Source organism: Rhodococcus sp. S3, assembly GCF_058211795.1.
The window spans coordinates 1,232,391-1,256,350 of sequence record NZ_CM177074.1 but is presented as its reverse complement, the minus strand read 5'-3'; the positions used below and the strand labels follow the sequence as shown (position 1 = coordinate 1,256,350).

At 66.8% G+C, this 23,960-nt stretch carries 28 protein-coding genes; 9 read left to right on the top strand and 19 right to left on the bottom strand.

Features of this window, described 5'->3' with window-relative positions:
• Positions 1-32: 32 nt before the first annotated feature.
• Together AC0LPE_RS05925 and AC0LPE_RS05920 are read left to right on the top strand one after the other, a co-directional pair.
• Positions 33-821: a DUF3159 domain-containing protein gene (locus AC0LPE_RS05925; protein ID WP_160874935.1), complete on the top strand. Its 789-nt coding sequence runs from the start codon at positions 33-35 to the stop codon at positions 819-821.
• Positions 822-936: 115 nt separating this feature from the next.
• Positions 937-1,437 (top strand): P-loop nucleotide/nucleoside kinase family protein, encoded by a 501-nt coding sequence (locus AC0LPE_RS05920; RefSeq protein ID WP_337200222.1) that lies wholly within the window; start codon positions 937-939, stop codon positions 1,435-1,437.
• A 77-nt stretch (positions 1,438-1,514) separates the two neighbouring features.
• On the opposite strand, the gene AC0LPE_RS05915 is transcribed toward AC0LPE_RS05920, so the two are convergent.
• Positions 1,515-2,366: a hypothetical protein gene (locus AC0LPE_RS05915; RefSeq protein WP_160874937.1), complete on the bottom strand. Its 852-nt coding sequence runs from the start codon at positions 2,364-2,366 to the stop codon at positions 1,515-1,517.
• A 178-nt stretch (positions 2,367-2,544) separates the two neighbouring features.
• Here AC0LPE_RS05915 and AC0LPE_RS05910 point away from each other — a divergent pair, with 178 nt between their 5' ends.
• Complete coding sequence (locus AC0LPE_RS05910; protein ID WP_160874939.1) at positions 2,545-3,729, top strand: histidine kinase; 1,185 nt, start codon at positions 2,545-2,547, stop codon at positions 3,727-3,729.
• Positions 3,726-4,367: a response regulator transcription factor gene (locus tag AC0LPE_RS05905; protein WP_129977289.1), complete on the top strand. Its 642-nt coding sequence runs from the start codon at positions 3,726-3,728 to the stop codon at positions 4,365-4,367. Before AC0LPE_RS05910 ends, AC0LPE_RS05905 begins: the two co-directional genes overlap by 4 nt.
• 914 nt (positions 4,368-5,281) lie before the next feature.
• Here the strand turns inward: AC0LPE_RS05905 and AC0LPE_RS05900 are convergent.
• From AC0LPE_RS05900 to AC0LPE_RS05845, 12 genes are all read right to left on the bottom strand, one after another.
• A complete protein-coding gene (locus tag AC0LPE_RS05900) occupies positions 5,282-5,689 on the bottom strand; it encodes a hypothetical protein (protein ID WP_490605789.1) in 408 nt (135 codons plus the stop codon).
• Positions 5,690-5,703: 14 nt separating this feature from the next.
• Positions 5,704-6,552, bottom strand: a complete 849-nt coding sequence (locus AC0LPE_RS05895; protein ID WP_490605788.1) for a phage major capsid protein — start codon at positions 6,550-6,552, stop codon at positions 5,704-5,706.
• Between the two features lie 175 nt (positions 6,553-6,727).
• Positions 6,728-7,186, bottom strand: a complete 459-nt coding sequence (locus tag AC0LPE_RS05890) for a hypothetical protein (protein WP_490605787.1) — start codon at positions 7,184-7,186, stop codon at positions 6,728-6,730.
• Between the two features lie 11 nt (positions 7,187-7,197).
• Positions 7,198-7,512: a hypothetical protein gene (locus tag AC0LPE_RS05885; RefSeq protein WP_490605786.1), complete on the bottom strand. Its 315-nt coding sequence runs from the start codon at positions 7,510-7,512 to the stop codon at positions 7,198-7,200.
• Positions 7,509-7,682 carry a hypothetical protein gene (locus AC0LPE_RS05880; protein ID WP_490605785.1) on the bottom strand — a complete coding sequence of 58 codons (174 nt, stop codon included), beginning with the start codon at positions 7,680-7,682 and terminating at the stop codon, positions 7,509-7,511. The genes AC0LPE_RS05885 and AC0LPE_RS05880 overlap by 4 nt, the downstream gene beginning before the upstream one ends.
• Positions 7,679-7,969, bottom strand: a complete 291-nt coding sequence (locus AC0LPE_RS05875) for a WhiB family transcriptional regulator (protein WP_490605784.1) — start codon at positions 7,967-7,969, stop codon at positions 7,679-7,681. The genes AC0LPE_RS05880 and AC0LPE_RS05875 overlap by 4 nt, the downstream gene beginning before the upstream one ends.
• Positions 7,966-9,306, bottom strand: coding sequence for an AAA family ATPase (locus AC0LPE_RS05870; protein WP_490605783.1), 1,341 nt, complete (start codon positions 9,304-9,306; stop codon positions 7,966-7,968). The genes AC0LPE_RS05875 and AC0LPE_RS05870 overlap by 4 nt, the downstream gene beginning before the upstream one ends.
• A complete protein-coding gene (locus tag AC0LPE_RS05865; RefSeq protein WP_490605782.1) occupies positions 9,303-10,025 on the bottom strand; it encodes a bifunctional DNA primase/polymerase in 723 nt (240 codons plus the stop codon). Before AC0LPE_RS05865 ends, AC0LPE_RS05870 begins: the two co-directional genes overlap by 4 nt.
• Complete coding sequence (locus tag AC0LPE_RS05860) at positions 10,022-10,342, bottom strand: hypothetical protein (RefSeq protein WP_490605781.1); 321 nt, start codon at positions 10,340-10,342, stop codon at positions 10,022-10,024. The genes AC0LPE_RS05865 and AC0LPE_RS05860 overlap by 4 nt, the downstream gene beginning before the upstream one ends.
• Positions 10,343-10,468: 126 nt before the next feature.
• On the bottom strand, positions 10,469-10,657 hold the full coding sequence (locus AC0LPE_RS05855) for a hypothetical protein (protein WP_490605780.1): 189 nt from the start codon (positions 10,655-10,657) through the stop codon (positions 10,469-10,471).
• Complete coding sequence (locus tag AC0LPE_RS05850) at positions 10,654-10,956, bottom strand: hypothetical protein (protein WP_490606407.1); 303 nt, start codon at positions 10,954-10,956, stop codon at positions 10,654-10,656. The genes AC0LPE_RS05855 and AC0LPE_RS05850 overlap by 4 nt, the downstream gene beginning before the upstream one ends.
• A complete protein-coding gene (locus AC0LPE_RS05845) occupies positions 10,923-11,141 on the bottom strand; it encodes a helix-turn-helix transcriptional regulator (protein WP_490605779.1) in 219 nt (72 codons plus the stop codon). Before AC0LPE_RS05845 ends, AC0LPE_RS05850 begins: the two co-directional genes overlap by 34 nt.
• 129 nt (positions 11,142-11,270) lie before the next feature.
• Here AC0LPE_RS05845 and AC0LPE_RS05840 point away from each other — a divergent pair, with 129 nt between their 5' ends.
• Both AC0LPE_RS05840 and AC0LPE_RS05835 read left to right on the top strand, forming a co-directional pair.
• The gene (locus tag AC0LPE_RS05840; protein WP_490605778.1) at positions 11,271-11,831 is read left to right on the top strand and encodes a helix-turn-helix domain-containing protein; all 561 of its coding nucleotides are present in this window, start codon (positions 11,271-11,273) and stop codon (positions 11,829-11,831) included.
• The gene (locus AC0LPE_RS05835) at positions 11,812-12,999 is read left to right on the top strand and encodes a tyrosine-type recombinase/integrase (protein ID WP_490605777.1); all 1,188 of its coding nucleotides are present in this window, start codon (positions 11,812-11,814) and stop codon (positions 12,997-12,999) included. The genes AC0LPE_RS05840 and AC0LPE_RS05835 overlap by 20 nt, the downstream gene beginning before the upstream one ends.
• Here AC0LPE_RS05835 and AC0LPE_RS05830 read toward each other — a convergent pair.
• From AC0LPE_RS05830 to AC0LPE_RS05820, 3 genes are read right to left on the bottom strand one after another with little or no spacing between them, the layout of a single operon-like run.
• Positions 12,996-13,511, bottom strand: coding sequence for a hypothetical protein (locus AC0LPE_RS05830; protein WP_443209757.1), 516 nt, complete (start codon positions 13,509-13,511; stop codon positions 12,996-12,998). The two genes, AC0LPE_RS05835 and AC0LPE_RS05830, sit on opposite strands and share 4 nt — an antisense overlap.
• Positions 13,508-14,605: a redox-regulated ATPase YchF gene (gene ychF / locus AC0LPE_RS05825; RefSeq protein ID WP_490605776.1), complete on the bottom strand. Its 1,098-nt coding sequence runs from the start codon at positions 14,603-14,605 to the stop codon at positions 13,508-13,510. Before ychF ends, AC0LPE_RS05830 begins: the two co-directional genes overlap by 4 nt.
• 36 nt (positions 14,606-14,641) lie before the next feature.
• Positions 14,642-15,115: a hypothetical protein gene (locus tag AC0LPE_RS05820; RefSeq protein WP_230823772.1), complete on the bottom strand. Its 474-nt coding sequence runs from the start codon at positions 15,113-15,115 to the stop codon at positions 14,642-14,644.
• Between the two features lie 118 nt (positions 15,116-15,233).
• Here AC0LPE_RS05820 and AC0LPE_RS05815 point away from each other — a divergent pair, with 118 nt between their 5' ends.
• Positions 15,234-16,469: an AI-2E family transporter gene (locus AC0LPE_RS05815; RefSeq protein ID WP_060651802.1), complete on the top strand. Its 1,236-nt coding sequence runs from the start codon at positions 15,234-15,236 to the stop codon at positions 16,467-16,469.
• Between the two features lie 7 nt (positions 16,470-16,476).
• Here AC0LPE_RS05815 and AC0LPE_RS05810 read toward each other — a convergent pair whose 3' ends face one another.
• Positions 16,477-19,455 (bottom strand): AAA family ATPase, encoded by a 2,979-nt coding sequence (locus AC0LPE_RS05810; RefSeq protein ID WP_490605775.1) that lies wholly within the window; start codon positions 19,453-19,455, stop codon positions 16,477-16,479.
• Positions 19,452-20,657: an exonuclease SbcCD subunit D gene (locus tag AC0LPE_RS05805; protein ID WP_059381563.1), complete on the bottom strand. Its 1,206-nt coding sequence runs from the start codon at positions 20,655-20,657 to the stop codon at positions 19,452-19,454. Before AC0LPE_RS05805 ends, AC0LPE_RS05810 begins: the two co-directional genes overlap by 4 nt.
• A 77-nt stretch (positions 20,658-20,734) precedes the next feature.
• Between AC0LPE_RS05805 and AC0LPE_RS05800 the strand changes: the two genes are divergently transcribed.
• On the top strand, positions 20,735-21,898 hold the full coding sequence (locus tag AC0LPE_RS05800; protein WP_490605774.1) for a DNA recombination protein RmuC: 1,164 nt from the start codon (positions 20,735-20,737) through the stop codon (positions 21,896-21,898).
• Between the two features lie 24 nt (positions 21,899-21,922).
• Complete coding sequence (locus AC0LPE_RS05795) at positions 21,923-22,822, top strand: DUF6542 domain-containing protein (RefSeq protein WP_490605773.1); 900 nt, start codon at positions 21,923-21,925, stop codon at positions 22,820-22,822.
• A gap of 76 nt (positions 22,823-22,898) precedes the next feature.
• Here the strand turns inward: AC0LPE_RS05795 and AC0LPE_RS05790 are convergent, their stop codons facing one another.
• Entirely contained in the window at positions 22,899-23,897 is a 999-nt protein-coding gene (locus AC0LPE_RS05790) for a 4-hydroxy-3-methylbut-2-enyl diphosphate reductase (RefSeq protein ID WP_106200449.1), read from the bottom strand.
• Between the last annotated feature and the right edge of the window lie 63 nt (positions 23,898-23,960).

Here is a 23,960-nt window from a genome sequence, read left to right as displayed (position 1 = left end):
CATGCCCGGCTTCACGAAATACGCTGGTAGGCATGACCAAGGTCGTCGACGGTTACCTCCGGTCGCCACTGTCGGGCATCGCACCGTGGATCCTCATGTCCGTCCTGTCGGCCCCCGGACGGTTCGAGGAAGCGGTGTGTTTCGCTCTCGGCCTCGTCCTGCTGACGATGTGGGTGGGCGCGCGACGCGGCATCAAGATACACGCCCTCGACGTGTTCGGCGCGGCGTTCTTCGTCGTGCTGGCCGCGGTGGGCCTCATCGCGTCGGACGGTGTCATCGACTGGATGGAGATCTGGGCGGGTGAACTCACGAACATCGCGCTCGCGGTGTTCGTCGTCGCCACCCTGATCGCGCGCAGGCCGTTCACACTCCCCTACGCGAAAGAGGACACGCCCCAGGAGTACTGGACGTCTCCCCTGTTCATGAAGATCAACTACGTGATCTCCGCGGTCTGGGCCGGTGCGTTCACCTTCTCCGCCATCGTCGGGTTCATCGGTGACGCCGTGATGCGCGACCCGGGCAACTTCTGGACCGGCTGGGTGCTCCAGCTCGCGGCGATCTTCTTCGCGGTCTCCTTCACCGAGTTCTATCCGGACTACGCCGGAGCGAAGTTCGCGGCGACGCAGGGTGAGTCCGAACCTGCCCCGTCCATCCTGAGGCTGATCGACTGGTTGCCGACCTTCGTGCTGGTCGCAGGGATCTTCGGGTGGGTCACCGATTCGGTACCCGACGCCGTCGGAATAGGCATGATCATCGTCGGCATCATCGGAAGCGCGGTGCTCGGCAGACTGTCACCGAAGACCGAGAAGGCCTCCACCTGACGCGGTGCCCCGACACCCGGGGCGTGTGGATTGTGTCGTGTCCGATCCGATTCGGATCAGCGACGAGCGGAGCGTACCGGTCTCGATGTCAGTGGCGGTGTGTACCGTCGGCCCGGTGGCAGCGAACAGGACGCGAGGACCTCGCGTCCTGATGATGTGCGGGCCGGCCGGTGCCGGCAAGAGCACCTACGCCAAGCGCCTGGAGCACGAGGGCTGGACGCGTTTGTCATATGAGGTGGAGTTCTGGCATCGCGGGATCACGACGATGCCCTCCGCCGACGTCGTTGCCGAGGTGGCGGCAGATCTGAAGGCGCGCTTGCTGCGCCTTGTCGCGGCGGGAAACGATGTCGTGCTCGACTTCGGATTCTGGTTCCGGCGACAACGTGACGAGTTCCGCACACTGCTCGCACCGCAGGGCATCGTGCCGGAGACCGTGTACATCGCGACGGATCTCGAGCCCATCCTGGGCCGGCTCGGCGACCGGCACGGGAGGTGGGCGGACGATTGGCCGCTGACCGAGCGGACGGCGACGGAGTACTTCGAGCGGTTCGAACCTCCGACGTCGGAGGAGGGACCGCTCGAAGTGGTTCGCTGGGGCGTGGCCCGCGCGGAATGACGCTCTGCCGCTTCCTCACCCGGTGCACCCCGGACGAAGCGCAGATGTGGGGAAGCTGAGCGCATTCGGGCGAATTCTCATGTCCGTCCTGTCGGCTCCGGGGCGGTTCGGCGGCCGTCGAGCACGACCGGCCGGCCCAGCATGCTGTGCAACGTCCACCCCGCAACCAGACCCAGCGCGAGCATGAGTACCCCACTGATCGTGGCATGCCCGGGGATGTCGGCGAGATCGTGTGGCACCACCGTCAGCACCAGCGTGTACGTCCCTATCGAGAAGAAGGGCGCACCGGCAAACCATACGCACACCGCCGCCGATGTGTTCCCGCGCCGCTGGGCGTAGGCGAGGGACGGCACGACCGCAACAGCCGCCCCGATCAGAGTCGCGTCGGCGACACCCGTGCCACCGAAACCCGACTCGACGAAACCCATGATCTTCGAGGCGATGACGCCACAGGCGAGTGTGGCTGCGACGAGCAGTATGCGGCCGTCGCCGGAGGCACGACGGATTCGAGGCACGTAGTGGGCGCGTGCATCGAGTGCGAAGTTCGTGAGCAGCGAGACGCCGAGCACGAAGAAGCCTGCGTAGACCACAGACCACACCCAGGTTTCGAGTACGACGGGTTCCTCCGCCGGCGCGGTCGCGTCGACTCCGAGCGCGAGCTGTACGGGCAGACCGACGACGATGACCGCGAGGAAACCGGATGCGATCCACATCGGCACCAGGATCACCACGTCCGGAACGCGCCGGCGCCACGACGCGATGAACGCGACCGCGAGGAACACGGCGTACGAGTCCATCGCCGCCGTACCCAGATTCATGACCCACATCGTGGTGCCCCACTCCGCCGCGGCAGGACCGAGACCTACATCGAAGCCGCTCAGCCAGGACAGTTTCAGAGCGAGATAGGGCAGGCAGGCCAGGATCGACACGGCTGTCAGGACTCGCTGTATCGGGACGGGTGCGTGCTGTACAGGTGCAGAGATCGTGTTCATGTTCCGACGGTCCCGCTTCCCGGATCGGATCACCTCCCCCGAGAGACGGGTTCGTTCTCCCCCGTGTGGGGGAGGCACCGCGCGCCCTCCATGAGGTTCAATAACCGATGTGTCGGTGACGATCTCCCGTGTCCTGCTCGCCGGCGTGCACGTGCTCATCGGTGCGGCCGCGGCGTCGTCGGTTGCCGCTCTGGGCGTGCTGTTCGGTGCGGCGATCGCAACGAACATCGATCTCGGGCGTTGGGAGATCACCGTGGCAGTGTCGGCGCTCGGTGCGCTCACGATCGTCGTCGTAGGCGCGGTCCTCACCGCGCCGGGCGTGAGATCCCTCGAGGTCACCGCGGCCCGGACTCTCCTCGACGTCACCGTGCCCGATACCCGCGATCCACACGACTGGGCGGCACGCCGGCAAGGTCTGTGGTGGGCGCTGACCAGCATGGCACTCGGTTCCGTTGCACTCATCGCACTGCTGATCGGTCTGCCGAGTGGGGTGGGTCTGTTCTTCCCTGCCGAGCGGGTCGGATCGGCAGGGATTCTCACCGGCATGCCGACACCGGTGCGCGCGGCGATCGGGCTGGGCGCGGTGATCGTTGCCCTGGCAGTGCTCGTCGGCACCGCGATCCTCGAGCGACGACTCGCTCCGATGATGCTCGCACCGACCGCCACCGACCGTCTCGACGAACTTCGCGCAGCGAACACCGAACTCACGTGGCGCACACGCCTCGCCCACGAACTGCACGATTCGATCGGCCACACACTCACGGCCATGACCGTGCAAGCACAGGCAGCCAAAGCCGTTTCGCAGGAACAGAATCGGCATCTCGACGCGATCGAGGAACTCGGCCGTGCGGCTCTCGCACAGCTGGACAACACCATCGGCCGGCTGACCGCACCGAGCGACGATGCACCGGCCCGGGGGCACCCCCTCGAGGAGATACGGTCGATGGCCGATCTTGCCGGTGCCGACCTCGTCGAATCCGGTGATCCGCCGAAGCGACTCGTGGAACCCACCGCGACCGCAGCAGTAGAAGTGGTGCGCGAGGCGTTGACCAATGCACTCCGCCACGGCGACGGCCACATCTGCGTCGAACTGAACCACGGCGACATCCTGGACATCCTCGTGCGGAACGGGATCGCAGATTCCACCGGCTCCCCCGGTCCGGGTGTCGCTTCCCGTCGCCGAGGCATGGGATTGACGACGATGCGCACCCGCGCCGACCACGCGGAGGGCACTCTCACCATCCACGAGGAGGACGGATCGTGGATCGTACGGGCACGATTCCCGCTGGAGGGATCGTGATCAGGGTCGCGGTGGTCGACGACGATCCACTCGTGCTCGACGGTCTCGCGACGATCCTCGGGGCGGTCGACGACCTCGACGTGGTCGCGACCGCCACCGACGGCGTCGGCGCCATCGAACTCACCGAGAAGCGCGACGATATCGACGTGCTGCTGCTCGACGTCCGGATGCCCCGACTGGACGGTCTCGAAGCGGCGCGCCGAATCGTGCGATCGCCCGAAGCACCGGCGGTGGTCATGATGACCACCTTCGACGACGACGCCTATCTCGTCGAGGCGTTACGGCTCGGAGCCTCCGGTTTCGTCCTCAAACGCAGCGGAGCCACGGAATTGGCGAACGCGGTACGTACCGTCGCAGGTGGTCGTTCGGTCCTCTTTCCCGAACGAGTACGCGATCTCATGTCGACGCCGCGCCACCGTGCCCGAAACGGACCGGCGCTCACCCCGACCGAATTACGAGTTCTCGAGGCGCTGGTGCGAGGTGCCGAGAACCGTGAGATCGCCGAAGCGCTCCACGTCACCCGGGAGACGGTGAAGACACACGTGTCGTCGATCCTCGCCAAATTCGGTGCGCGCAACCGCACACACGCGGCAGTCCTGGCGCTCGACGCCGGTCTCGTCGACGGCTCCGGAGTGTAGGGGCAGCGCCCTCGATCGACCGGTCCGAGCTGCGCACGATCGCGAGGAGTGGAGATTCGGCACGCTGCTATACGTTGAAGCGGCTCCTTGGCCCCATCAGACGTTGAAGCGGAACTCCCTTCTGGGAGTTTGCAGAGATTGACGAATATAGGGAATCGCGGTCTACCTGCAGATATACCGGTTGGCAATGTTGGCGACCGAGGGCGGCTCTCGAACCTACTGCGGACGCACTGCGGACGGAACCACTCCCCTATGCGCTGCGTCCAACCTGACATGACGACCGACGAGGTTCAGACACTGCTGCGGCTCGCGGGAATCCTCAAGCACGCCGAACTACGAAATGCCGGGGGTACCTCGGATACCTCAAGCCAGGAAACGCCGCTCAGCGGCGAACACAGGGAGCGCTGAAACGCCTTCTCCCGACCGCTCCCCAGGAACCCCAGACCCGTAAGGAACCCGACCACGTACGCCGCAGGTGCCGTCGATAACGGGTGGAAGGGGACTTCCCCACCCCCCACCGGCTAATGGAGCAGCCCCGGATGCGGTTCCGGGGGTCGCTTGTTCGGGCTGCGTCGAGTCCGGCCCTGCCCGACGTCGTTCCCCCGTCGCGAGTTGCATCCGAGGTGACTCGGGGCGAGCGGTCCGCGGTTGTGCCCACCTCGGCTCACAGGCTCGAGATGATCCGCACTGCCACTCATCGGGTCCGGCCACTTGAGAGTGCGGTCGATCGGTTCCCCGCATAGATGGCAGACGGGATCGCCACGGAGGACACGGGCACGGTTGCGCTGGTATCGGCTGTCACTGGTGCGGCTCATTCAAACTCCTCGGGGTGGGGGCGGGGGGGTGTGGGGAGAGATCGCTGCGTAAGCCAGAGGCAGCAACGCGCTGACCTGCGAGTTCGACCAGCGTGGGGTCTACAGCTCGTCAGTGTCGGTGAGGAACGGATGCACTGTCGGCGGTGTCCACGCGGGCACGGTGTCGATGGAGAACGCACGTGCGTTGCTCTTGCCGCACAGCTCTTGCAGTTGCTTGATCTCACTCGGCCAGAACATGCCACGTCGTACCTGTGAGGTGTCGACGGTTTGGGAGAACGGCCCGACTGCCTGCGAGGTGATCGCACCACTGCCGGCGTCGTTCCATCGGAGGATGGCGCCGCGGATGATGGCGCGGGCTGCTCCGGTGTGAGTGAAGGTGTCCTCGATGATGCAGGGCGCGACGATGGCCGCCAGCGCGAGTGCATCCTCGATCATCGCTTCCGCTCGGGCCTCGTCGATGTTCGGGGCGAACGGGGTGAGATCTTCGATGTTGATGCTGACGGCCATCGTGTGTGCCTTTCTTACGCGGCGGGTGCGGTGACGGTGAACGAGCCGATGCGTTCGGGTCGCACCACGTTGGCGCCGAAGCGGAAGGTGCAGCGGATGCCGATGCTGTCCGATGCGAAGTACACGTCACTCGAGGTGGCGAGTTGCACGTCTCCGACTGCGGACACGATGGCACTGCGGTCGATGACCAGGCCGGTACCGCCGGCGAGTGCGCTGGTGACGATCACGGGCAGATCGAGCAGGGACTTGGTTGCGTCGGTGGTGCCGGCCCCGAGCAGGGTCTGAGCCGATCCGGTGCCGGTCTTGAACTTCCGCAGCGATGCCCAGGCGATGGGGTCTACGAGGATGTGCGACGGGGTTGCCCCGTTGCTCTCGAGGGTTGCGATCAGGTCGACGAGGGCGTCGAGGTCGGACGCTACGGCGTCTCCCTCTTCGATGCCTGCGACGTTGACCAGACCTGCCGGGGGTGTCACTGCCGGCGAGGTGGGTGCGGCCTGCGCGATGTAGGCGAGGTTCGCGCGCTTGGTGACAGCACGGCGCACGGACTCGGCGAGCATCTGCGGGGTCTGCGCCTGCGCGTACTGTTCCCGCGACAGGCGCACGAGCTGCGCGACCTTGCCGGTGTGCACGAGGACTTCCGACAGTGCCGGGTCGTCTTCGGGGATCTCTGCGCCTTCGGCCACGAAGTCCGCGTCTGCGTCGTCGACGTAGGCGACTCGCACGGCGGGTTCGTCGCCTTCGATGCGTCCGACGACCGTGGAGGTCTGGAGAACGAGGGCGTCGGGGATCGCTTCGGACGGGGCGAAAGCGGTGATATCGGGGGACCATGCCTTAGCGCTGGTCTTGGTGGTTTCGGTAGCCACTTGGGGGGCTCCTTTCATGGATGGCAGCACAACGGCCGCCAGGCGAATTGGTGTTTCGCTCCGGCGGCCGCTGGCCGTTCCGTGAGGGCCTCCCTGAGGCAACGTGACCGTAGGTTCGGGCACCTGGCTCGAAGTTCCTGCGATCAGGTCACAGTGTACCGAACCGGGAGGGTTATCACTTGGGGGTGAATGCTCCGGTCCAATTGTCGCTCATGCCAACTCGCGGGTTGTTGCCTTCGCGGGGCACGAAGTTGCCGGGGCGTTTTTCGGCGAGTCCCAGTTCTGCCACCGCGGACTTCGATGCGTCGATGACCTTCTGTGAGTCGACTCGGCCGGCGTCGTCGAGCAGGTCCGCGACGGTGATGCTGGTCTTCCACAGGGCTTCGGGTTTGCGCAGTCGTCCGCTGTCCCCGGCGATCTGTTCGATGACTTGCCTGCGGAGGGTGTCGAGCTGCTCGGCGAGCTGGTCGCGTTCCTTCTCGGTTTCGCGGAGGCGGCGCCTGTACTTCGCGGCCTCTTTGCTTTCGTCGGGCTGCGTGTCCTCGGGGGTCTCGACTTCGGTGGTCTCGAGTTCCGGGGTGTCGATGGTGTCGACCTCGGTGGTGTCGACGGTCTCGGCGTTCTGTTCGGTCATGATGGTCCCTTTCACTTACGGTCGGGCAGGATTCGGATGTTCGGCACGTCCTCGGGGGAAAGTCCCAGTTGTTCGAGTTCGTGTTCGGTCATGGCGGCACCGGCGAAGTAGACGGTTTCGACTTCGTCCGGGGTGACACCGATCGGGTTGCCGTCGGTGTCCTCGACGACTTCCCCCGGCGTGTGGATCTGCGTCCACGTTCCGGTGTTGTCGTTCATCCGTAGGACGTCCTCGCGGGTGAGCCCGGTCGGGGGTACTACGTCGCGGGGAACAGGCTGCGAGAAGAGTTCTCGCACGAACTCGCGTTCTGCGTCGTCGTCGTTCATTGGTTCTCCATTCGTTCGGTGATTCGTTCGGCTGCATCGACGAGGAGGTCTGCGGCTGCGAGTGCTTCCTCGGCGGTCAGTACGTAGTGGTCGTTTCCGATCTCGAGCAGGACCCGTTTGGTGCCTGCGTAGATGCGGGGTTGCAGGCTCGGGATGGCGGCGCGTTTCATGCGGCCTCCCGTCCGGGGCGACCAGGCAGACCGTGCACTACGCCTGCCCAGACCCCGTGAGGGTGTTCCTGCTCCCCTACTGCATCCCTGCACGCCCCTCGGACGGGGCACCGGGTGCACTGTCCCCGTGCCCAGGTGAGTCGGTCGCTGCGCTCCTCGGCGGTCTCGTCGTCGAGTTCGGCATCGAACAGTGGGGACTTGCCAGCGCACCTTGCACCGGTGAGGCGGTCGTCGATCAGTGCGGCGATCGGGTCCGGGATCCGCGGCGGTCGGGCTGCTCGGGTCATGCTGCGCTCTCTTCCGATCCAGGGGCTGTGATGATGCACTCGACGTGCGCTGAGACGTTCGGGTTACAGGGGGTTTTGCAGACCTTGCACACATGCTCGGCGCTACCGCGTGTGACCCCTTGCTCCCTTGCTCCCTTGCTCCCTTGGGCGTCGGTGCTCTCATGGGAACCCGGCTTGACCTGCAAGGGAGCAGAAGAATGCAAGGGAGCATCGTTCTCAGGTGTCGCGCCCTTAGCGGCGCCCTCTGCTCCCTTGGGGGCGTCGAGTCGGCGCCAGAACCACGGGCCGGGAATCTCGGGCCGGTAGACGTCGATCAGAGGGGATTCCTTGTTGAGTCGTCCCTTGGCGCGCTTCGCCTTGTCGGTCGAGTATCCGGCTGCGTTTGCGGCGGAGTAGACCTCCTTCGCCGCGACCGGACCGGACGACAGCAGCTCCATTAACCACTGGTCGATCTCGTCGTGGTTTCCCGAGTCTTCGACGGTCTTCGGAGCCGAACGAAGGACATCGCCAGCGGTGCGGTCGGACTCCCCGACGATGACGAACCGACCGACTTCTGCAGACTTGCCGCTGTCGGTGGTCACGGTCGCTGATTCGATCCGGTACGTAAGGGCGAGGTCTTCCTCGCCGATGGAGTTCTTCTCCTGGGAGAGGATGCGTTCACCATCCTCGGATTCCGGGTCCTTCACGAATCCGAAGACGGTACGGGCGACTTCACCGAAGGCAGACGAACCGTTGATGCCGGCGACAACATCGCCATTGCCGGACTTGTTCAGGTGCGCGATTCCGACCACGATTCCGTCAATCGCTTCGGCGAGCTTGGCCCACGGTTCGATCAGCGAGCGCACTTCGTTGTTGCGGTTGATGTCGGTCTTCGATCCGATGGTCGACATCAACGGATCGACAACTACGACCTTCACCTGGTGGGCTATCAGCTCGTCGGTGAGGGCTTGCATGTCCTGGGAGGACAGGAACTTGACCTCTTTGCCACCGAACTCGACAGTCGGGGTGTAGACGCGATTCAGGTCGGCACCCGCTGCCCGCAATCCGGGTTTGACGACATACTTAGCGGATTCCTCGGCGGCGATATACGCGACGTTCACGGGCTTCCCCTCCCATGCGCCGGCTATCGTGCCGTTCGAGAACGAGGATGCGAACCATCGTCCTGCCGTGGACTTACCCGCGCCGGGACGTCCAGCGAACAGGGAGAGCGCACCGAGCGGCATCCTTCCCTTGCCGCCGTACTCCCACACCCACACCGGAACGTCGTCCTGCACAGTGGTGATGGGCTCAAGTTTGACGACGCGCACAGACTGCGGTTCGTGATTGTTGTCGCTCATGCAGCCCTCCCCACGGTGCGCTGCGCGGATCGCAGGCACGTTTCGATCTCTCGTTCGTCGAGACCGACCGCAGCGGCCGCTGCTCGAATGTCGTCCAGCAATGACTGCTCCCCTCTTTCCAACGCTCGGCAGAACGCCCAGAACGTGACCGCGTTACGTCCTCCCTCGGAGGCTTCGGCAACTTTGCGGACGATGCCGTTGCTTCGCCGTTCGGGGCTGAGCACGGTCGGCTGCGGTGTGTAGGTCGGCGGCTTCACAAGAGGGAGCAGTCTTTGCGGGAGGGGTTTGATCTCGATGTTCCGTTCGATCACGTAGGGGCGTTTGGTGTCCGGGTGGATCGATCCGGGCATGACGGTGTAACCGGTGCGACCGGATTTGAGGTCGATGCCGGGGTAGTCGGCGAGCTTGCCGCGGATCTCTCCGTCGAACTGGAAGTAGGCGTGCCGGCCTCCGGTGCCCGTGCGTACTACGAGGGTGTCGAGTACGTCGGGGCCGATGTCGTCGAGATTCCCACCGTGGCGGGGATCTTCGTCGAAGGCGATCACGCCTATCTTGCGGCCTCCCCAGTTGCATCCGGGGTAGCGGCGAGCGAGCTGGTTGAGTTCGTCTCGGCTGGTGGTGAAGGCGTGGAATCCTCCGGGGAGGAATGCCTTCTTGCCTTCGAGGGGTCCGAGCGCGAATCCGCGTTCGAGCATGGTTCGGGGGTGATTGATGCTCATGCCACGGCCTCACCTTCGACCTGTAGAGCGGTGCGACGCCACACCCGTGCCGGGGCGTCCCAATCGCCGTCTGCGGCACGCGGGCCGTACCCGTGGAACTCGATGTACCCGCGACGGTTCAGCTCTCGCACGAGGGCTCCCAGGCGGCACGGCTTGTCATTCGCGTATGGCGGCAGGTACAGCGCCATTTGTGCGGCGGTGAACGTCGTTCCCGAAGGCTGGTGCGCGATCCACTGCTGCGCCACGGCGAGCAGGTCTCGATGTGCTGCGTTGAATGCGCTGTCTGTTCCGTCCGCGCTAGAGTCGTTGTGACGCATGGTGTTGCGTCGTCCTTTCGTTCTGCGCGGCCGGGGGGTTTGGCTCCCCCGGCCGCATCGGGAGGATTTCTTTGGTTCCCATTTCGCAGAGGTGCGGGGATGTGCGAATCGGGACAGCGGATCACGTCACGGGATGCGTCTCCTGCCTGCGTGGAGCGCTTCGGCGAGGTGGTCGCGTCGGGGGCGCATCGCGACTTCGGCGGCTTCCCCGAACCCGTCCCGTTCGGCTGCCTGCCGATCGAAGTGGTTCACGAGCAGGAGGGCGACGTTCTCGGTGAAGAGAAAGACGATGAGGACGAATTCGAGGGTGCTCATCGGGTCACCTCGAGCTCTGCGAGGCGGCGCACTGCGAGCTCGAGCCATTCCTCGCGGCTGCGGTCGCAACTGGGCGTGCATTGCAGTTCCATGCGCACTACGAGTGCGTGCGTGAAGTTGGAGTAGCCGGCGGCGTGCCCAGCTTCGGCGATTTCTGCGGCCGTCGGTCGAGTAGTATTCAAGTCAGAATCTCCTGTTTCCTGCGGGTTTGATTCCATGCCCTCGATGCCCTGGCCGGCATCGGGGGCGTTTTCGTCGTTCCGCCTCATGCGGATGCAGCCTCCTGCGCTGCGATCCATGCTTCGACGACACTCCTGCGCCAAACTCGGCGGCGAGGTCCGAGAAGAAAGCTCTTCGGTCCCCGGCCGATGTGGACCCAGTAGCGCAATGTGCCTTCGGGGATGCCGGTGTACTCGGAAACCTGCTTCGCTTTCCAGAACTCCTCGGCCTGCCCTGCTACGTCGGCATGGGTTCGATCTGGCATTACACCCTCCTGGTGTTCAGTTCCAACACCGCAAACGCTACACCAAAGTAGGATTCTGTCAACACACCAAATTGTTGTTACGTTTATTCGGTGTTGGCCGCTAACACCCAACCGCTGTACCTTGAGTCAATGGCAACGGACCGAAACAAGGCGATCGGCCAAGCAATCCAGAAGCTCCGAATGGCAGCGGGGCTCTCACAGATCGAGTTGGCGCAACGACTGAATGAGCTAGGCGAGAGCTTCCACCAGCAAACAGTGGTGAAAGTCGAAAATGGCACTCGCACACTGAAGTTGACGGAAGCAATGAGCATGGCTGAAGCCCTCGGCGTCTCCGTGGATATGTTCACGAGAAGTCCGCAGGAGATAGACGCGACCGCTACCGGGCAGAACAAGATCACGTCGGTGCTACAGGCTCATAAGGAGGTCCGGAATGCTGCGAAAGAGGCTCAGTTCGAGCGGATCGAACTTGCCTTCTGGCTCCTCCACCAAAGCGAAGGCGCGGACACAGACACGATCACGGCGTCAAAGCTACTTCTCGGCGAGGACCTCGCGGTTCAATGCCACGAGGGGGTAGAGGAAGCAATGCTCCAGACCTTTGGACTTCTTCCCGGCGAAGAACCAGATCACAGAATGCTGGAGCTTCTGGGATGGCCGTTTGAGGCGGCAGGCGATGGCACGGCAAAGGCGTAATCGTCGTGCCGGCGTCGAAGATCGCTGGCGCAAAGCGGACGGCACACCCTCAGCGAACAACGGCAAGGGGAAGCGTTGGCGCGCCCGCTACGTAGACGAAGCCAGCAAAGAACACGCCCGGTCATTCACCCGCAAAGTCGACGCGCAACAGTGGCTCGACGAGGTGACCGCAGCTCAAGTCACGGGAACCTATATCGACCCGGCGAAGGGCAAAGTCACCTTCTCTTCGTTCTACCGAGAGTGGTCGACACGGCAAGTGTGGGTGCCGGGGACCGAGCGAGCAATGAACCTCGCAGCGAACGGAGTCACCTTCTCAGACGTGGCACTCGCAGACCTACGCCCGTCGCACGTAGAGAAGTGGGTGCGGTCAATGGTCGACGCAGAGCTACAGCCGTCGACAATCAAGACCCGGTTCAACAACGTGCGCTCTGTCCTGCGCGCTGCAGTGCGCGACCGAATGCTCGCTCGCGATCCCTCGCAAACCGTGACCCTCCCCCGCGTTCGTCGCACCGAAGCAGCAATGGTCATACCGACGCCCGCGGAAGTCGGTGCACTACTCAGGGAAGCTGAGGACGACTTCCGGGCATTCGTCGGACTCTGCGCGTTCGCCGGTCTACGCCTCGGGGAAGCTGCAGCCCTCCAAGTCAGGGACATCGACTTCCTACGACGAGAAATCCAGGTTCGTCGGCAGGTACAGAAAGCCAACGGGCACGAGGTCGAGATCCGGGGACCGAAGTACGGATCCGAGCGGACCATTCCGGCCCCGCAAGGTCTGCTCGATCTCCTGTCGGTGCACATCGCACACTGGCGCGCCGGCACCGACCCTCAGCGGTGGATGTTCCCCGGAAGAGGCGAGCATCCGTGGCATCAGAACAGCGTCGGCTACCGCTGGCGCAAGACGCGAGAAAGTGCAGGCGTCGGAGATCTACGCCTGCACGATCTACGCCACTTCTATGCGTCCGGGCTGATCGCTGCAGGGTGCGACGTGGTGACCGTGCAACGTGCCCTCGGGCACCACTCCGCTGCAGTCACGCTCACGACGTACTCGCACCTATGGCCGGATGCTTCCGACCGGACACGCAAGGCTGCGGACGGACTCTTCGCGGAAGCTACTGCGGACGCACTGCGGACGGAGAGCGACAAAACCCCTGCTGACCAGGGACTCTAGACGTTGAAGCGGAACTCCACCTCGTACCGAGTTACGGTCGCCAGTCGCAGGTAGCGGAAGCGACCCTTGCTCGGGCGGCACTCCCGCGTGCTCCAGATCGGACTCGACTCCTCGCGTGCCACGTCTGCGGGGACCAGGAAGACCCGACCGTCGGCTACAACGTCGCCCCGCAGTACGACGTCAGTCCCATTGAACAACCTCAGCGCGGTGTGCGACGAGTCGAGAACGACCAGCCCGAGGTGAGTCGCTGAATCATGCAGAACTTCAGCGCGTCCGCCCGCGTCCCACTCGACCGCATCGACACTGCCGCCACCGTCGAGGTCAACGTGCAGGATCGAGGCCACCTTCGCATCCACCCGCACGTCCCCTTCAACGCTTGACACGTCGTACCCTCTGTGCCGGGGACTATGGAGAATCGTGTCAGCGTGTCGCTGGTAAACCGCTTCCGCCACCAGCGCTTCACCAATCGCGCCCCTGACGTGGGCGGTGAGATCCCAGTGCTCGCCGGTCACTTCTTGCCACCAGAGGTTAGTCCGCTACGGAACTCCACCACGTCGCCGTCGGCCATGACGTAGTCCTTGCCCTCCATGCGGACCTTGCCCTTGGCCTTCGCCTCGGCCATCGAGCCGGCCGCGTCGAGGTCGGCGAACGAGACGATCTCGGCCTTGATGAAGCCGCGCTCGAAGTCGGTGTGGATCACGCCGGCCGCCTTGGGGGCGGTGTCGCCCTTGCGGATGGTCCAGGCGCGCGATTCCTTCGGGCCCGCCGTCAGGTAGGTCTGCAGACCGAGGGTGTGGAAACCGGCCCGCGCGAGCTGCTTCAGACCGGCCTCGGTCTGGCCGATCGATTCGAGCAGCTCCATCGCTTCGTCCTCGTCGAGCTCGAGGAGCTCGGACTCGACCTTGGCGTCGAGGAAGACGGCGTCGGCCGGTGCGACGGCCTTGCGCAGCTCCTCCTTGCGCTCCTCATTGGTGAGGACGGCTTCGTCGGCGTTGAAGACGTACAGGAACGGCTTGGCGGTGAGCAGGTGCAGGTCGCGCAGCAGCTCGCCCTTCACCTCGGCTTGGGCGGAGAAGATGGTGCGGCCGTCCTCGAGGATCGCCTGCGCCTTCTTCGTCTCCTCCAGCTGGGCGACGAGTTCCTTGTTCTTCCGGGACTCCTTCTCGAGCCGCGGCAGCGCCCGCTCGATCGTCTCCAGGTCGGCGAGGATCAGCTCGGTCGCGATGACCTCGATGTCGGCCATCGGGTCGACCTTGCCCTCGACGTGGACCACGTCGGGATCGTCGAACACGCGCACGACCTGGCAGATGGCGTCGGCCTCGCGGATGTTGGCGAGGAACTTGTTGCCCATACCCTCACCGGCGGAAGCACCCTTGACGATGCCGGCGATGTCGACGAACGACACCGTGGCCGGGAGGATGCGCTCGGAACCGAAGATCTCGGCGAGCCGGTTCAGACGCGGATCGGGCAGTTCGACGACGCCGACATTGGGCTCGATGGTGGCGAACGGATAGTTCGCTGCCAGCACATCGTTCTTGGTCAACGCATTGAACAGCGTCGACTTGCCGACGTTGGGAAGACCGACGATTCCGAGGGTAAGGCTCACGGAATCGATATTCTACGCGGCCGCCCTCCACTCACTTCATCCGCACGCCGCCCGCACCAGTTGCGCGATGCGCGCAGCCTGATCCTCGTCTGGCGCGGTCGACCCGTTGGTCGCGACCTCCTGGACCTTCGCGTTCACTTCCTGGTCGGATGCACCCTCGTCGATGAGCGGGCAGGTCTCGGTGACGATGGACTCGATGTCCTGCGTCTCCCGGTCGGCCGACAGCTGCGGATAGCCGGTGCGGAAGGCCGCGACGAAGATGTCGAGCTTCGCCTTGTCGAAGATGTCGCCGGCCCGCTGGGCCGCGCTGGACGCGATGCTCTGCACCGACGAGATGGCGCCTTCGGCCTGCTCCTGGACGCTCGTGACGGCGACATCCGCCGACGACCGCACGTCCTCATTGCTCGAACTGTCGTCGGAGCTGCACGCGGTGAGCGCGAAGGCGGCGGCGATCGCCACGACCGCCGCAGGTACACGCAGGCGTCGGGTCGTGCCCGTTCGGTTCGTCACGTTTCGAGAATGCCACGGCCGGGGACCCTTCAGCGCCGTTTCCGGCGTGTCGTCCGGACCACGCGCGGCGCTCGGTGACCGTAGATTGGCGACTGTCGATCGGTATCGAGCTCGATACATGTCGGAAGGACCGTCGTTGACCGAATCGAAGACCGCGCCCAGCGGAAACAGCAGTGAGAAGCCGTCGGCTGAACCCGACCGCGGGAGCCTGCTGGGCACGGGCGGAATCTGGCTCGCCAAGTGGTCGGCCTGCCTGGTCGTCATCGCCGCCGGTGCGGTGGTGATCGGCTGGATCATCGAGAAGATGTGGGTGATCGTGTTGCCGGTCGCCCTGGCGATCGTCGTCTCCACGATCCTGTGGCCGCCCACCCGCTTCATGACCAAACGCGGCGTTCCTCCGGCTGCTGCGGCCGGCCTGACCCTCGTGATGTTCTTCGCGATCGTCGGCGGCATCATCGCCGGCATCGTCCCGTCGGTGGTCTCCCAGATGCCCGACCTGGCCAACAAGGCCACCGAAGGCATCAACACCGTGCAGGAATGGGTGAAGGGACCCCCGATCAACCTGCGCGACGAACAACTCGACAACGCCGTCCACGCGGTGGTCGAGCGAGTGCAGGGCAGTGCCGCCACCATCGCCGGCGGTGTCTTCTCCGGTGTGAGCACGGCGGGCTCGCTGCTCGTCACGCTCGCTCTCGTCCTCGTGCTGACGTTCTTCTTCATCAAGGACGGCCCGCGCTTCGTGCCGTGGCTGCACCGCGTGAGCGGTGGCCGCGCCGGACGTCACCTCGAAGCGGTACTCGGCCGCATGTGGGACACGCTGGGCGGGTTCATCCGCACGCAGGCCCTGGTGAGCTTCATCGACGCCCTCTTCATCGGTATCGGCCTGCTGATCCTCGGTGTCCCGCTCGCACCCGTGCTGGCGATTCTCACCTTCATCGGCGGATTCATTCCCATCGTCGGTGCGTTCGTCGCCGGTGCGCTGGCGGTGCTTGTCGCACTCGTCGCCAACGGTTTCACGACCGCGATCATCGTGCTGGTCCTCATCATCGCGGTGCAGCAGATCGAGGGGAACGTGCTGCAGCCGGTGCTGCAGTCGCGGTCGATGAACCTACACGCAGCCGTGGTGCTGCTCGCGGTGACGGCCGGATCGTCGCTGTTCGGGATCGTCGGTGCGTTCCTGGCGGTGCCGGTCGCGGCGGTGGCCGCGGTGGTCATCCGCTACATCGGCGAACAGATCGACGAACGCGCCAGTGAAGGCGAGGACGACGAGACGAAGGCACTCCCTGCTCCCGGCGACACCTCGGTGCCCGATCCGAAGCCGGCATCTCCGGCACCGGCCGCCTCCGAGGACTGAGGGGCGGTCAGCTCGCGACGCGGACGGTGGATCCCGAGCGGCCACGGATGACGTGCAGCCTGCTCGGGATCCGCTGCCGCATCTCGTCGACGTGACTGACCACGCCCACCACACGGCCTCCCGCGCGCAGTTCGTCGAGCACGCCCATGACGGCTTCGAGGGAGTCGGCGTCGAGTGAGCCGAACCCTTCGTCGATGAACATCGTGTCGAGCACGAGCCCACCGGCCTCGGCGGCGACGACGTCGGCGAGTCCGAGGGCGAGTGCGAGGGACGCTTGGAAGGACTCGCCGCCCGACAGCGTCTTCGTCGACCGCACGGCGCCGGTGTACTCGTCGTGGATGTCGAGGCCGAGACCGCCGCGACGTCCCCGGCTCTCGGCGGCGTCGGAGTGCACGAATTCGTAGCGGCCGCCGGACATCCTGCGCAGACGTTCGGAGGCGGCGTCGGCGACCTCTTCGAGTCGCGCCGCGAGCACGTACGAGCGCAGCGACATCTTCTTGGCGTTCGACCCCATCCCGGCGACGACGTCGGCGAGCGCGGAGAGTTCGGCGTGTTCGTCGAGCAGCGGGGCGAGTTCGGCGCACGCACGCTCGAGCCGTCGGGTGTAGTTCTCGATGTCGAGGTGCCGGCGCTCGGCCTCGGTGGCCGCGCTCAGGGCGGCCTCGACCGCGGCGGCACCCTCGTCCACCACCGCACGCGCGGCCTCCACGTCGGCGACCTCGTCGCCGGTGAGCGCCGCGATCGCCGGGTCGTTCAGCGTGGAGGTTGCCACCGCGCGTTCGTCGTCGGCGGCACGCAGGACACGGTCGATCTCGGCGAGCCGCTCGGGCGTCCGGACAGCTGCGCGGGCACTGTCGAGGTCGGCGAAGCCCGCCTCCGCGGCTGCGGTGCGGGCATCGGCGGCGCGTTCGTCGGCGGCCGTGCGCGCCTGCAGGGCGGCGGTGCGGGCATCGAGCAGTGCGGTGGCGGCGGAGGACAGTGCGGCGACCGTCCTGCGTCGCGGGGCGAGCAGGTCGAGGTCGCCGACGGCCTCGACGATGCGTTCGCGGATCTCCGTGATCTCGGCCGCGCGGACCGCGTCCTCGCGGGCGAGCTCGGACAGTTCGGCGTCGAGCCGCTTCTCCTGTTCGGCCAACACCGTGTCGAGTTTGCGCAGGTCCTCGACCGCCGCGCGCAGGTGGTCGAGCCGGCCGACGACGGTGGCGGCCTCGTCGTGGGCGCGGACCGCCTCGGCGTGGGCGGTGGTGAGTTCGGCGAGTTCGGCGTCGCCGCAACGCTGTCGGAGGACGGCGACGATCCCGGAGAGTTCGGTGACGGCCTCGCGTGCTTCGCTCAGCGCGGTGGCGGCGCGTTGCTCGGCGGCGTGGGCGCGTTCCTCGTCTGCCTTCGTCGCAGTGTCGGGAGCCGGGCGCGCGGGCTCGGGATGTTCGGTGGAACCGCAGACCACGCACGGTTCGCCGTCGGTGAGACGCGCGGCGAGTTCGGCTGCCATTCCGTCGATCCGGCGCTGCCGGACGTCGAGGTGCGCGTCGCGCGCGTCGTTGAATTCGGAGTGCAGTTGCAGTACCCGAGCTTCGAGCCTTTCGAGTTCGGTTCGGCGCGAAGCCAGTTCGGTGGCGGCGTCGAGCGCGTCGGCGGCGCGGTCGCGCGCGGTGGAGAGCCCGGGAAGCATCGCGGCTGCGCGTTCGGCCTCGGCGACCGCATCAGCAGCGGCGGTCGATCGTTCGGGCAGCGCGGCGCGCTCGTCGATCACCTGCCGACGCTCGTCGGTGAGGGCACGGCGACGTCCGGCGAACTTCTCGCGTTCGTTCTCGAGTTCGGTGAGACGACGACGGCGATCGAGTAGGACGTCGAGTCGCGCTGCCTCCGAGGACCATTCCTCGCACCGAGGTCGGATGATGTCGCGGTCGGCGGCGGACGGCGTCGGCCCGACAGCCCCGAGGAGTTCGCGTCCTTCGTCGTCGTTGCGGAGCGGCGCGGCGGCCGTCTCGGCGCGCGCCACGGCGGCATCGGCCTCGCGCGCGAGGCGGGCGGCCTCCCGATCGACGACCGCGACGCTCACCGCGCGATGCGCGGCGTCGCGCTCGGCTGTCACGGCGACGCGCTGCGTCTGCGTCTGCTCGAGTTCGGCGAGGATGTTCAGGGCGTCGCGGCGGCGGCGGAGTCGGTCGGCGAGAGCGACGGTCTCGTCGAGCCTGCGCCGGTTGGCCTCGTCGACGGCGCGGACTCGTGCGAGCGCTGCGGCGGCGTCGTCGCGGTTCTCGGCGGCCTCGGCGAGCAGGCGGCCCGCCCATTCCACCGGATCGGCGTCGGCACCCGCCTCGATCCCGGCGGACGCGGCCACCTTCGCCGCGAGCACTTCGACCTTCTTCTGTTGCTCGGCAAGCAGTTTCGTTCCGGCACCGCGACGATCGCGGAACCACTGCTCGACGTCGCCGAAACGGGTGGTGTCGAACAGACGCTCGAGCAGCCTGCCGCGCTCCTCGCTGTTCGCGCGCAGGAACCGGGCGAAGTCGCCCTGCGGAAGGAGCACCACCTGGAAGAACTGTTCGGCGCTCATCCCGAGCAGCGACTTGACGACGTCGCCGATCTCCTGGGCGCGGGACAGGTTCTCCCCCGACCCGTCGAGCCAGGTGAGATTCGCCTTGGCCTGCTGCTTGATCGTGCCGGTGCCGCGCTTCTTCGGGCGTTCGAAGTCGGGGCTGCGTTCGATGGCCAGACGGCGACCCGCGATGGTCGCCTCGAGCCGGACCGTCGGCACGGCACCCACCCGTGCGTGGTCGGACAGCAACCGGCGTCCCTCGGAGCGAGCACCGGGGACGGTGCCGTAGAGCGCGAACGCGACCGCGTCGAGGATCGACGTCTTGCCCGCGCCCGTCTGCCCGTGCAGTAGGAACAACCCGTCGGCGCCGAGCTCGTCGAAGTCGATCTCGACGGTGTCGGCGAACGGACCGAAAGCAGTGATCTCGAGGTGGTGCAGTCTCATGCCGGCACGTCCGTCCGCCACTGCGTGTCGGTCTCGTCGCCGATGCCGCGTCGGCGGTCGACCTCCCTCAACGCTTCGTCGATCCAGCCGCGCTCGCGTTCGGACGGTTCGGAACGCACATCGGTGAGGAACGACGCGGCGATGTCGCGATCGCTGCGCCCGCGCACCTTGTCGCGGTAGTTGCCCTCCGTGGATCCGGCCGGTCGCTGCCATTCGACGTGCACGGCGTACGGGAACCGCTCCTGCAGGCGACGCATGGCGTCGAGCGGGCGGATCGCGTCGGTCAGCACCGCGGAGACGTAGTGCTCCTCGACGGCGGCATGCGCCGGATCGGCGAGCAGATCGTCGAGTTCGCCTTCGAGACGGGTCAATTCGCGGATCACCGGGAGATCGACCCGCTCGACGGACGCCGCACCCGAGGCGTCGAGGTCGACGACGAACACCGCCTTGCGGTGCGAGCGCTCGCCGAAGGAGTACGGCAACGGCGATCCCGAGTACCGGACGGTCTCGCTCACCGTCTGCGGGGAATGCAGGTGACCGAGCGCGACGTAGTCGGCACCGTCGAACGACGAGGCGGCGACCGTCTCGACCCCGCCGACGGAGATGGACCGCTCGGAGTCGCTGGGCTCGCCACCGACGACGAAGGCGTGGGCCAGGACGACGGTGCGGCCGTCGCGACCCGCGGCGTCGGTGCCGCCGTCGCGACCCGCGACATCGGCGCGTACGCGTTCCATCGCCGCGTCGAGGATCTGCTGGTGCGAGCGGGCCTCGGGCACGCCGAGCTCGGCGCGGGTGATCTCCGGTTCGAGATACGGGATGCCGTAGAAGCGGACCGGGCCGTGCTCATCGTGCAGGACGACGGGGCTGTCGATCTGCGACACGCGGGTGATCAGGTGCAGACCACCGTGCGCGGCGAAGGCGGCGCCGGCACCGAGCCGGACCGGCGAGTCGTGGTTGCCGGAGGTGGCGACGATGATCGCCCCTGCCTCACGGATGGCCTCGAGGCCGGCGTTGCACACGGCGACCGCGTCGGAACTCGGGATCGACCGGTCGTACACGTCGCCCGGCACGACCACCACGTCGATCCGGCGTTCGGCCACCAGATCGGCGATGGCCCGCAGCGCACGCGCCTGGTCGGCGAGCAGGTCGACACCGTGGAAGGTGCGGCCGATGTGCCAGTCGGAGGTGTGCAGGATCCGCATGGGACAGACGGTAGAGGAGAGGACCGACATCCCCGGATGTCGGGTGGATGTCGCATCGATGAGGCATCATCCGCCACATGACAGCACTCACGGCACTCGGCCTGCTCGTCGCGCTCGGTCTCGGGGTGGTGCTCGGCTGGCTGTTGCGGGCCTCCCGCGACGGCGAACGTGCAGCCCGTGCCGAGGCTCAGCTGGCGGCCCTCCGCGACAACGAGGAGCAGCTGCGTCAGTCGCTGGCCGCGGTGAGCGAGGACGCCGCCCGCCGGCAGTCCGGCGCCATCGGCGACCAGGTGTCGCGGCTCGTCGGCCCGTTGAACGAGGCCGTGGGCGCGCTGGCCCGGCAGGTCGAGCACGTCGAACGCAACCGCGTGCACGCCTACGCCGGGCTGAGTGAGCAGGTCGAGGGCATGCACCGCGCGTCGCAGCTGCTGTCCACCCGCACCCAGCAGCTGGTCACCGCGCTGCGCGCGCCGCAGATCCGCGGACGATGGGGCGAGATCCAGCTCGAACGCGTCGTCGAGCTCGCCGGGATGGTCCGGCACTGCGACTTCGACACCCAGGTGAGCAAGGACGGGGTACGCCCCGACCTGCTCGTCTACCTCGCCGGCGGCAAACAGATCGTCGTCGACGCGAAGGTGCCCTTCGCCGCCTATCTGGATGCCGCCGAGGCCGAGGAGCCCGACGAGCGCGACCGGCACCTCACGCGCCACGCACGCCAACTGCGCACCCACATCGACCAGCTGGCGGCCAAGGTCTACTGGGAGTCGTTCGACCCGACGCCCGAGTTCGTGGTGCTGTTCGTGCCGGGCGATCCGTTCCTCGATGCCGCGCTCGGCGCCGATCCCGATCTGCTCGAGCACGCCTTCGCCCGGAACGTCATCCTCGCCACACCCACCACGCTGGTCGCGCTGCTGCGCACGATCGCGCACACCTGGCGGCAGGAGGCGCTCTCCCGCGACGCCGCGACCATCCACCGATTGGGCCGTGAGCTGTACCAACGGCTCGGTGTGGTCGGCTCCCACCTCGACCGGCTCGGCAACCAGCTCGGCAAGGCCGTCGATTCGTTCAACATGACGGTCTCGTCGATGGACACCCGGGTGGGCGTGACGGCCCGCAAGCTCCACGACCTGGAAATATTCGACGGTGAGGTGCCCGAGGTGCAGCGTGTCGACGCCTGGCCGCGGCGCAGCACTCTGGCAGAAAGAGCAGTGGCGGACGGTCCTGTCGACGAAGCGAGCTGACATCGCCACGCTAATGTCTACGTTGTGTCTGCAACCCAACGTGCACGTTCGGCGGTGCCGCTCGACATGCGGTCGTTGGTGCCTACGGTGCCCGGTGTGCCCTGGTGGGGTGCCGTGGCGATCGCAGCCGGAACGACGCTTCTCGGGGTGCTGCTCGACAGCGCACGCGGGAACGAGCTGACCTCTGCGTTCACTGTCTTCTACGTGCTCGGCTGCGTCGCGGCCGTGGTGGCGGTGCGCTATCGCGGACTGTTCACGGCCATGGCCCAGCCGCCTCTGCTGCTGCTCCTCGCGGTGCCGATCGGTCAGGAGATCGTCTCCTCCGACAGCACCGGCGGATTGAAGGATCTCGCGCTCAACGTCGCCTATCCGCTGGTGAACCGCTTCCCGGCGATGCTGGTGGCGACCCTACTGGCACTGGCCATCGGCGGTTTCCGGATCTTCGTGACCCGACAGAACACGGGAGTACGTGCCCGTGCGCCGCGAGAGCGGGCGAAGCCGCGGGCAGCGAAGGCCGGAACCGCGAAGGACCGCCCCGCTCGCGCCGCGGGCGACCGGCCGACGCGCGCTGCGAACGACCGGCCGACCAGGCGTGCGGGCCGGGGGCGACCGGCGACGGCCACCCCTGCGGATGCGCCTCGCACCGCTTCGGGCCGCGGGAAGCCGGTCGCGAAGGCGTCGGTCCGGGAGGTCGCCGACACCCGACCCCGTCGCCGCGTCCGTCCCGAAGGCCCGGCCGCCGAGCAGCCCGCTCCCCGGCGTGCCCGCGCTCCCCGACCTGCGGACCCGGTACAGCCGGAGGTCCGCGAGCCGCGTCGCCGTCCGGCACCCGATCCGGAGACCGGTCGGCCGGCGCCCTCCCCCGCACCCACACAGGGCTACGAGCCGCCGCGCGTGCGGTACCGCGACCGCTACGAGGACTGACCCACACGACGAAGACGACCGGTCACCTGCCGATTCACGGCGGTGACCGGTCGTCTTCGCTCTACGGACTACAGGTTCAGCGACGCGACGCGCGCAGTTCGCGCGGCAGGGCGAACACCAGGGTCTCGTTGGCGGTCGTCACCGACTGCACGTCGTGGAAGCCGCGCTCGTCGAGGAACTGGACGACGCCCTGAACGAGGATCTCGGGGACCGACGCACCGGAGGTGATGCCGACGGTCTCGACACCCTCGAGCCAGGCCGGATCGATCTCCTTGGCGTAGTCGACCAGGTGCGCTGCCCGGGCACCCGCACCGAGGGCGACCTCGACGAGCCGCACGGAGTTCGACGAGTTCCGCGACCCCACGACGATCACCAGATCGCACTCGGGTGCCATCGCCTTCACCGCGACCTGCCGGTTCTGGGTGGCGTAGCAGATGTCGTCGCTCGGCGGATCCTGCAGCTGCGGGAACTTCTGGCGCAGGCGCTGCACGGTCTGCATCGTCTCGTCGACGCTGAGGGTGGTCTGGGACAGCCAGATGACCTTCGACGGATCGCGCACGGTCACCGAATCGACGGCGTCGGGGCCGTCGACGAGCTGCACGTGGTCGGGGGCCTCACCTGCGGTGCCCTCGACCTCCTCGTGGCCCTCGTGACCGATGAGCAGGATGTCGAAGTCGTCGCGGGCGAAGCGCTTGGCCTCCTGGTGGACCTTCGTCACCAGCGGGCAGGTCGCGTCGATGGTGCGCAGCTGCCGGGCAGCGGCCGATTCGTGGACCGCGGGCGACACACCGTGCGCCGAGAACACGAGCACGGCACCCTCGGGCACCTCGTCGGTCTCGTCGACGAACACCACACCGCGGTCGGCGAGCGTGTCGACGACGTGGCGGTTGTGCACGATCTCCTTGCGGACGTAGATCGGCGCACCGTACTTGTCGAGCGCCTTCTCGACGGTCTCGACGGCGCGGTCGACGCCGGCGCAGTAGCCGCGCGGCTCGGCGAGCAGGACGCGCTTTCCGGAGGTGGAGGGACCGGCGGACCGTGTGATCCCGACTTCGAGAGGAACAGGCGCAGACATACCTCCAGAGTACGGGGCGCGTCGGAGTGGGGCTTCCCAGCTCGCGGCCGACGTGCTCCCCGG

Bases quoted from the DNA above. Each gene is read 5' to 3' on its own strand.
- AC0LPE_RS05845 (WP_490605779.1), bottom strand. From the start codon at position 11,141: ATGCCAGATCGAACCCATGCCGACGTAGCAGGGCAGGCCGAGGAGTTC.
- AC0LPE_RS05860 (WP_490605781.1), bottom strand. From the start codon at position 10,342: ATGCGTCACAACGACTCTAGCGCGGACGGAACAGACAGCGCATTCAAC.
- AC0LPE_RS05900 (WP_490605789.1), bottom strand. From the start codon at position 5,689: ATGGCCGTCAGCATCAACATCGAAGATCTCACCCCGTTCGCCCCGAAC.
- AC0LPE_RS05815 (WP_060651802.1), top strand. From the start codon at position 15,234: ATGTCGGAAGGACCGTCGTTGACCGAATCGAAGACCGCGCCCAGCGGA.
- AC0LPE_RS05890 (WP_490605787.1), bottom strand. From the start codon at position 7,186: ATGACCGAACAGAACGCCGAGACCGTCGACACCACCGAGGTCGACACC.
- AC0LPE_RS05800 (WP_490605774.1), top strand. From the start codon at position 20,735: ATGACAGCACTCACGGCACTCGGCCTGCTCGTCGCGCTCGGTCTCGGG.
- AC0LPE_RS05865 (WP_490605782.1), bottom strand. From the start codon at position 10,025: ATGAGCATCAATCACCCCCGAACCATGCTCGAACGCGGATTCGCGCTC.
- AC0LPE_RS05840 (WP_490605778.1), top strand. From the start codon at position 11,271: ATGGCAACGGACCGAAACAAGGCGATCGGCCAAGCAATCCAGAAGCTC.
- AC0LPE_RS05855 (WP_490605780.1), bottom strand. From the start codon at position 10,657: ATGAGCACCCTCGAATTCGTCCTCATCGTCTTTCTCTTCACCGAGAAC.
- AC0LPE_RS05835 (WP_490605777.1), top strand. From the start codon at position 11,812: ATGGCACGGCAAAGGCGTAATCGTCGTGCCGGCGTCGAAGATCGCTGG.
- AC0LPE_RS05885 (WP_490605786.1), bottom strand. From the start codon at position 7,512: ATGAACGACGACGACGCAGAACGCGAGTTCGTGCGAGAACTCTTCTCG.
- AC0LPE_RS05875 (WP_490605784.1), bottom strand. From the start codon at position 7,969: ATGACCCGAGCAGCCCGACCGCCGCGGATCCCGGACCCGATCGCCGCA.
- AC0LPE_RS05810 (WP_490605775.1), bottom strand. From the start codon at position 19,455: ATGAGACTGCACCACCTCGAGATCACTGCTTTCGGTCCGTTCGCCGAC.
- AC0LPE_RS05880 (WP_490605785.1), bottom strand. From the start codon at position 7,682: ATGAAACGCGCCGCCATCCCGAGCCTGCAACCCCGCATCTACGCAGGC.
- AC0LPE_RS05925 (WP_160874935.1), top strand. From the start codon at position 33: ATGACCAAGGTCGTCGACGGTTACCTCCGGTCGCCACTGTCGGGCATC.
- AC0LPE_RS05790 (WP_106200449.1), bottom strand. From the start codon at position 23,897: ATGTCTGCGCCTGTTCCTCTCGAAGTCGGGATCACACGGTCCGCCGGT.
- AC0LPE_RS05850 (WP_490606407.1), bottom strand. From the start codon at position 10,956: ATGGATCGCAGCGCAGGAGGCTGCATCCGCATGAGGCGGAACGACGAA.
- AC0LPE_RS05870 (WP_490605783.1), bottom strand. From the start codon at position 9,306: ATGAGCGACAACAATCACGAACCGCAGTCTGTGCGCGTCGTCAAACTT.
- AC0LPE_RS05805 (WP_059381563.1), bottom strand. From the start codon at position 20,657: ATGCGGATCCTGCACACCTCCGACTGGCACATCGGCCGCACCTTCCAC.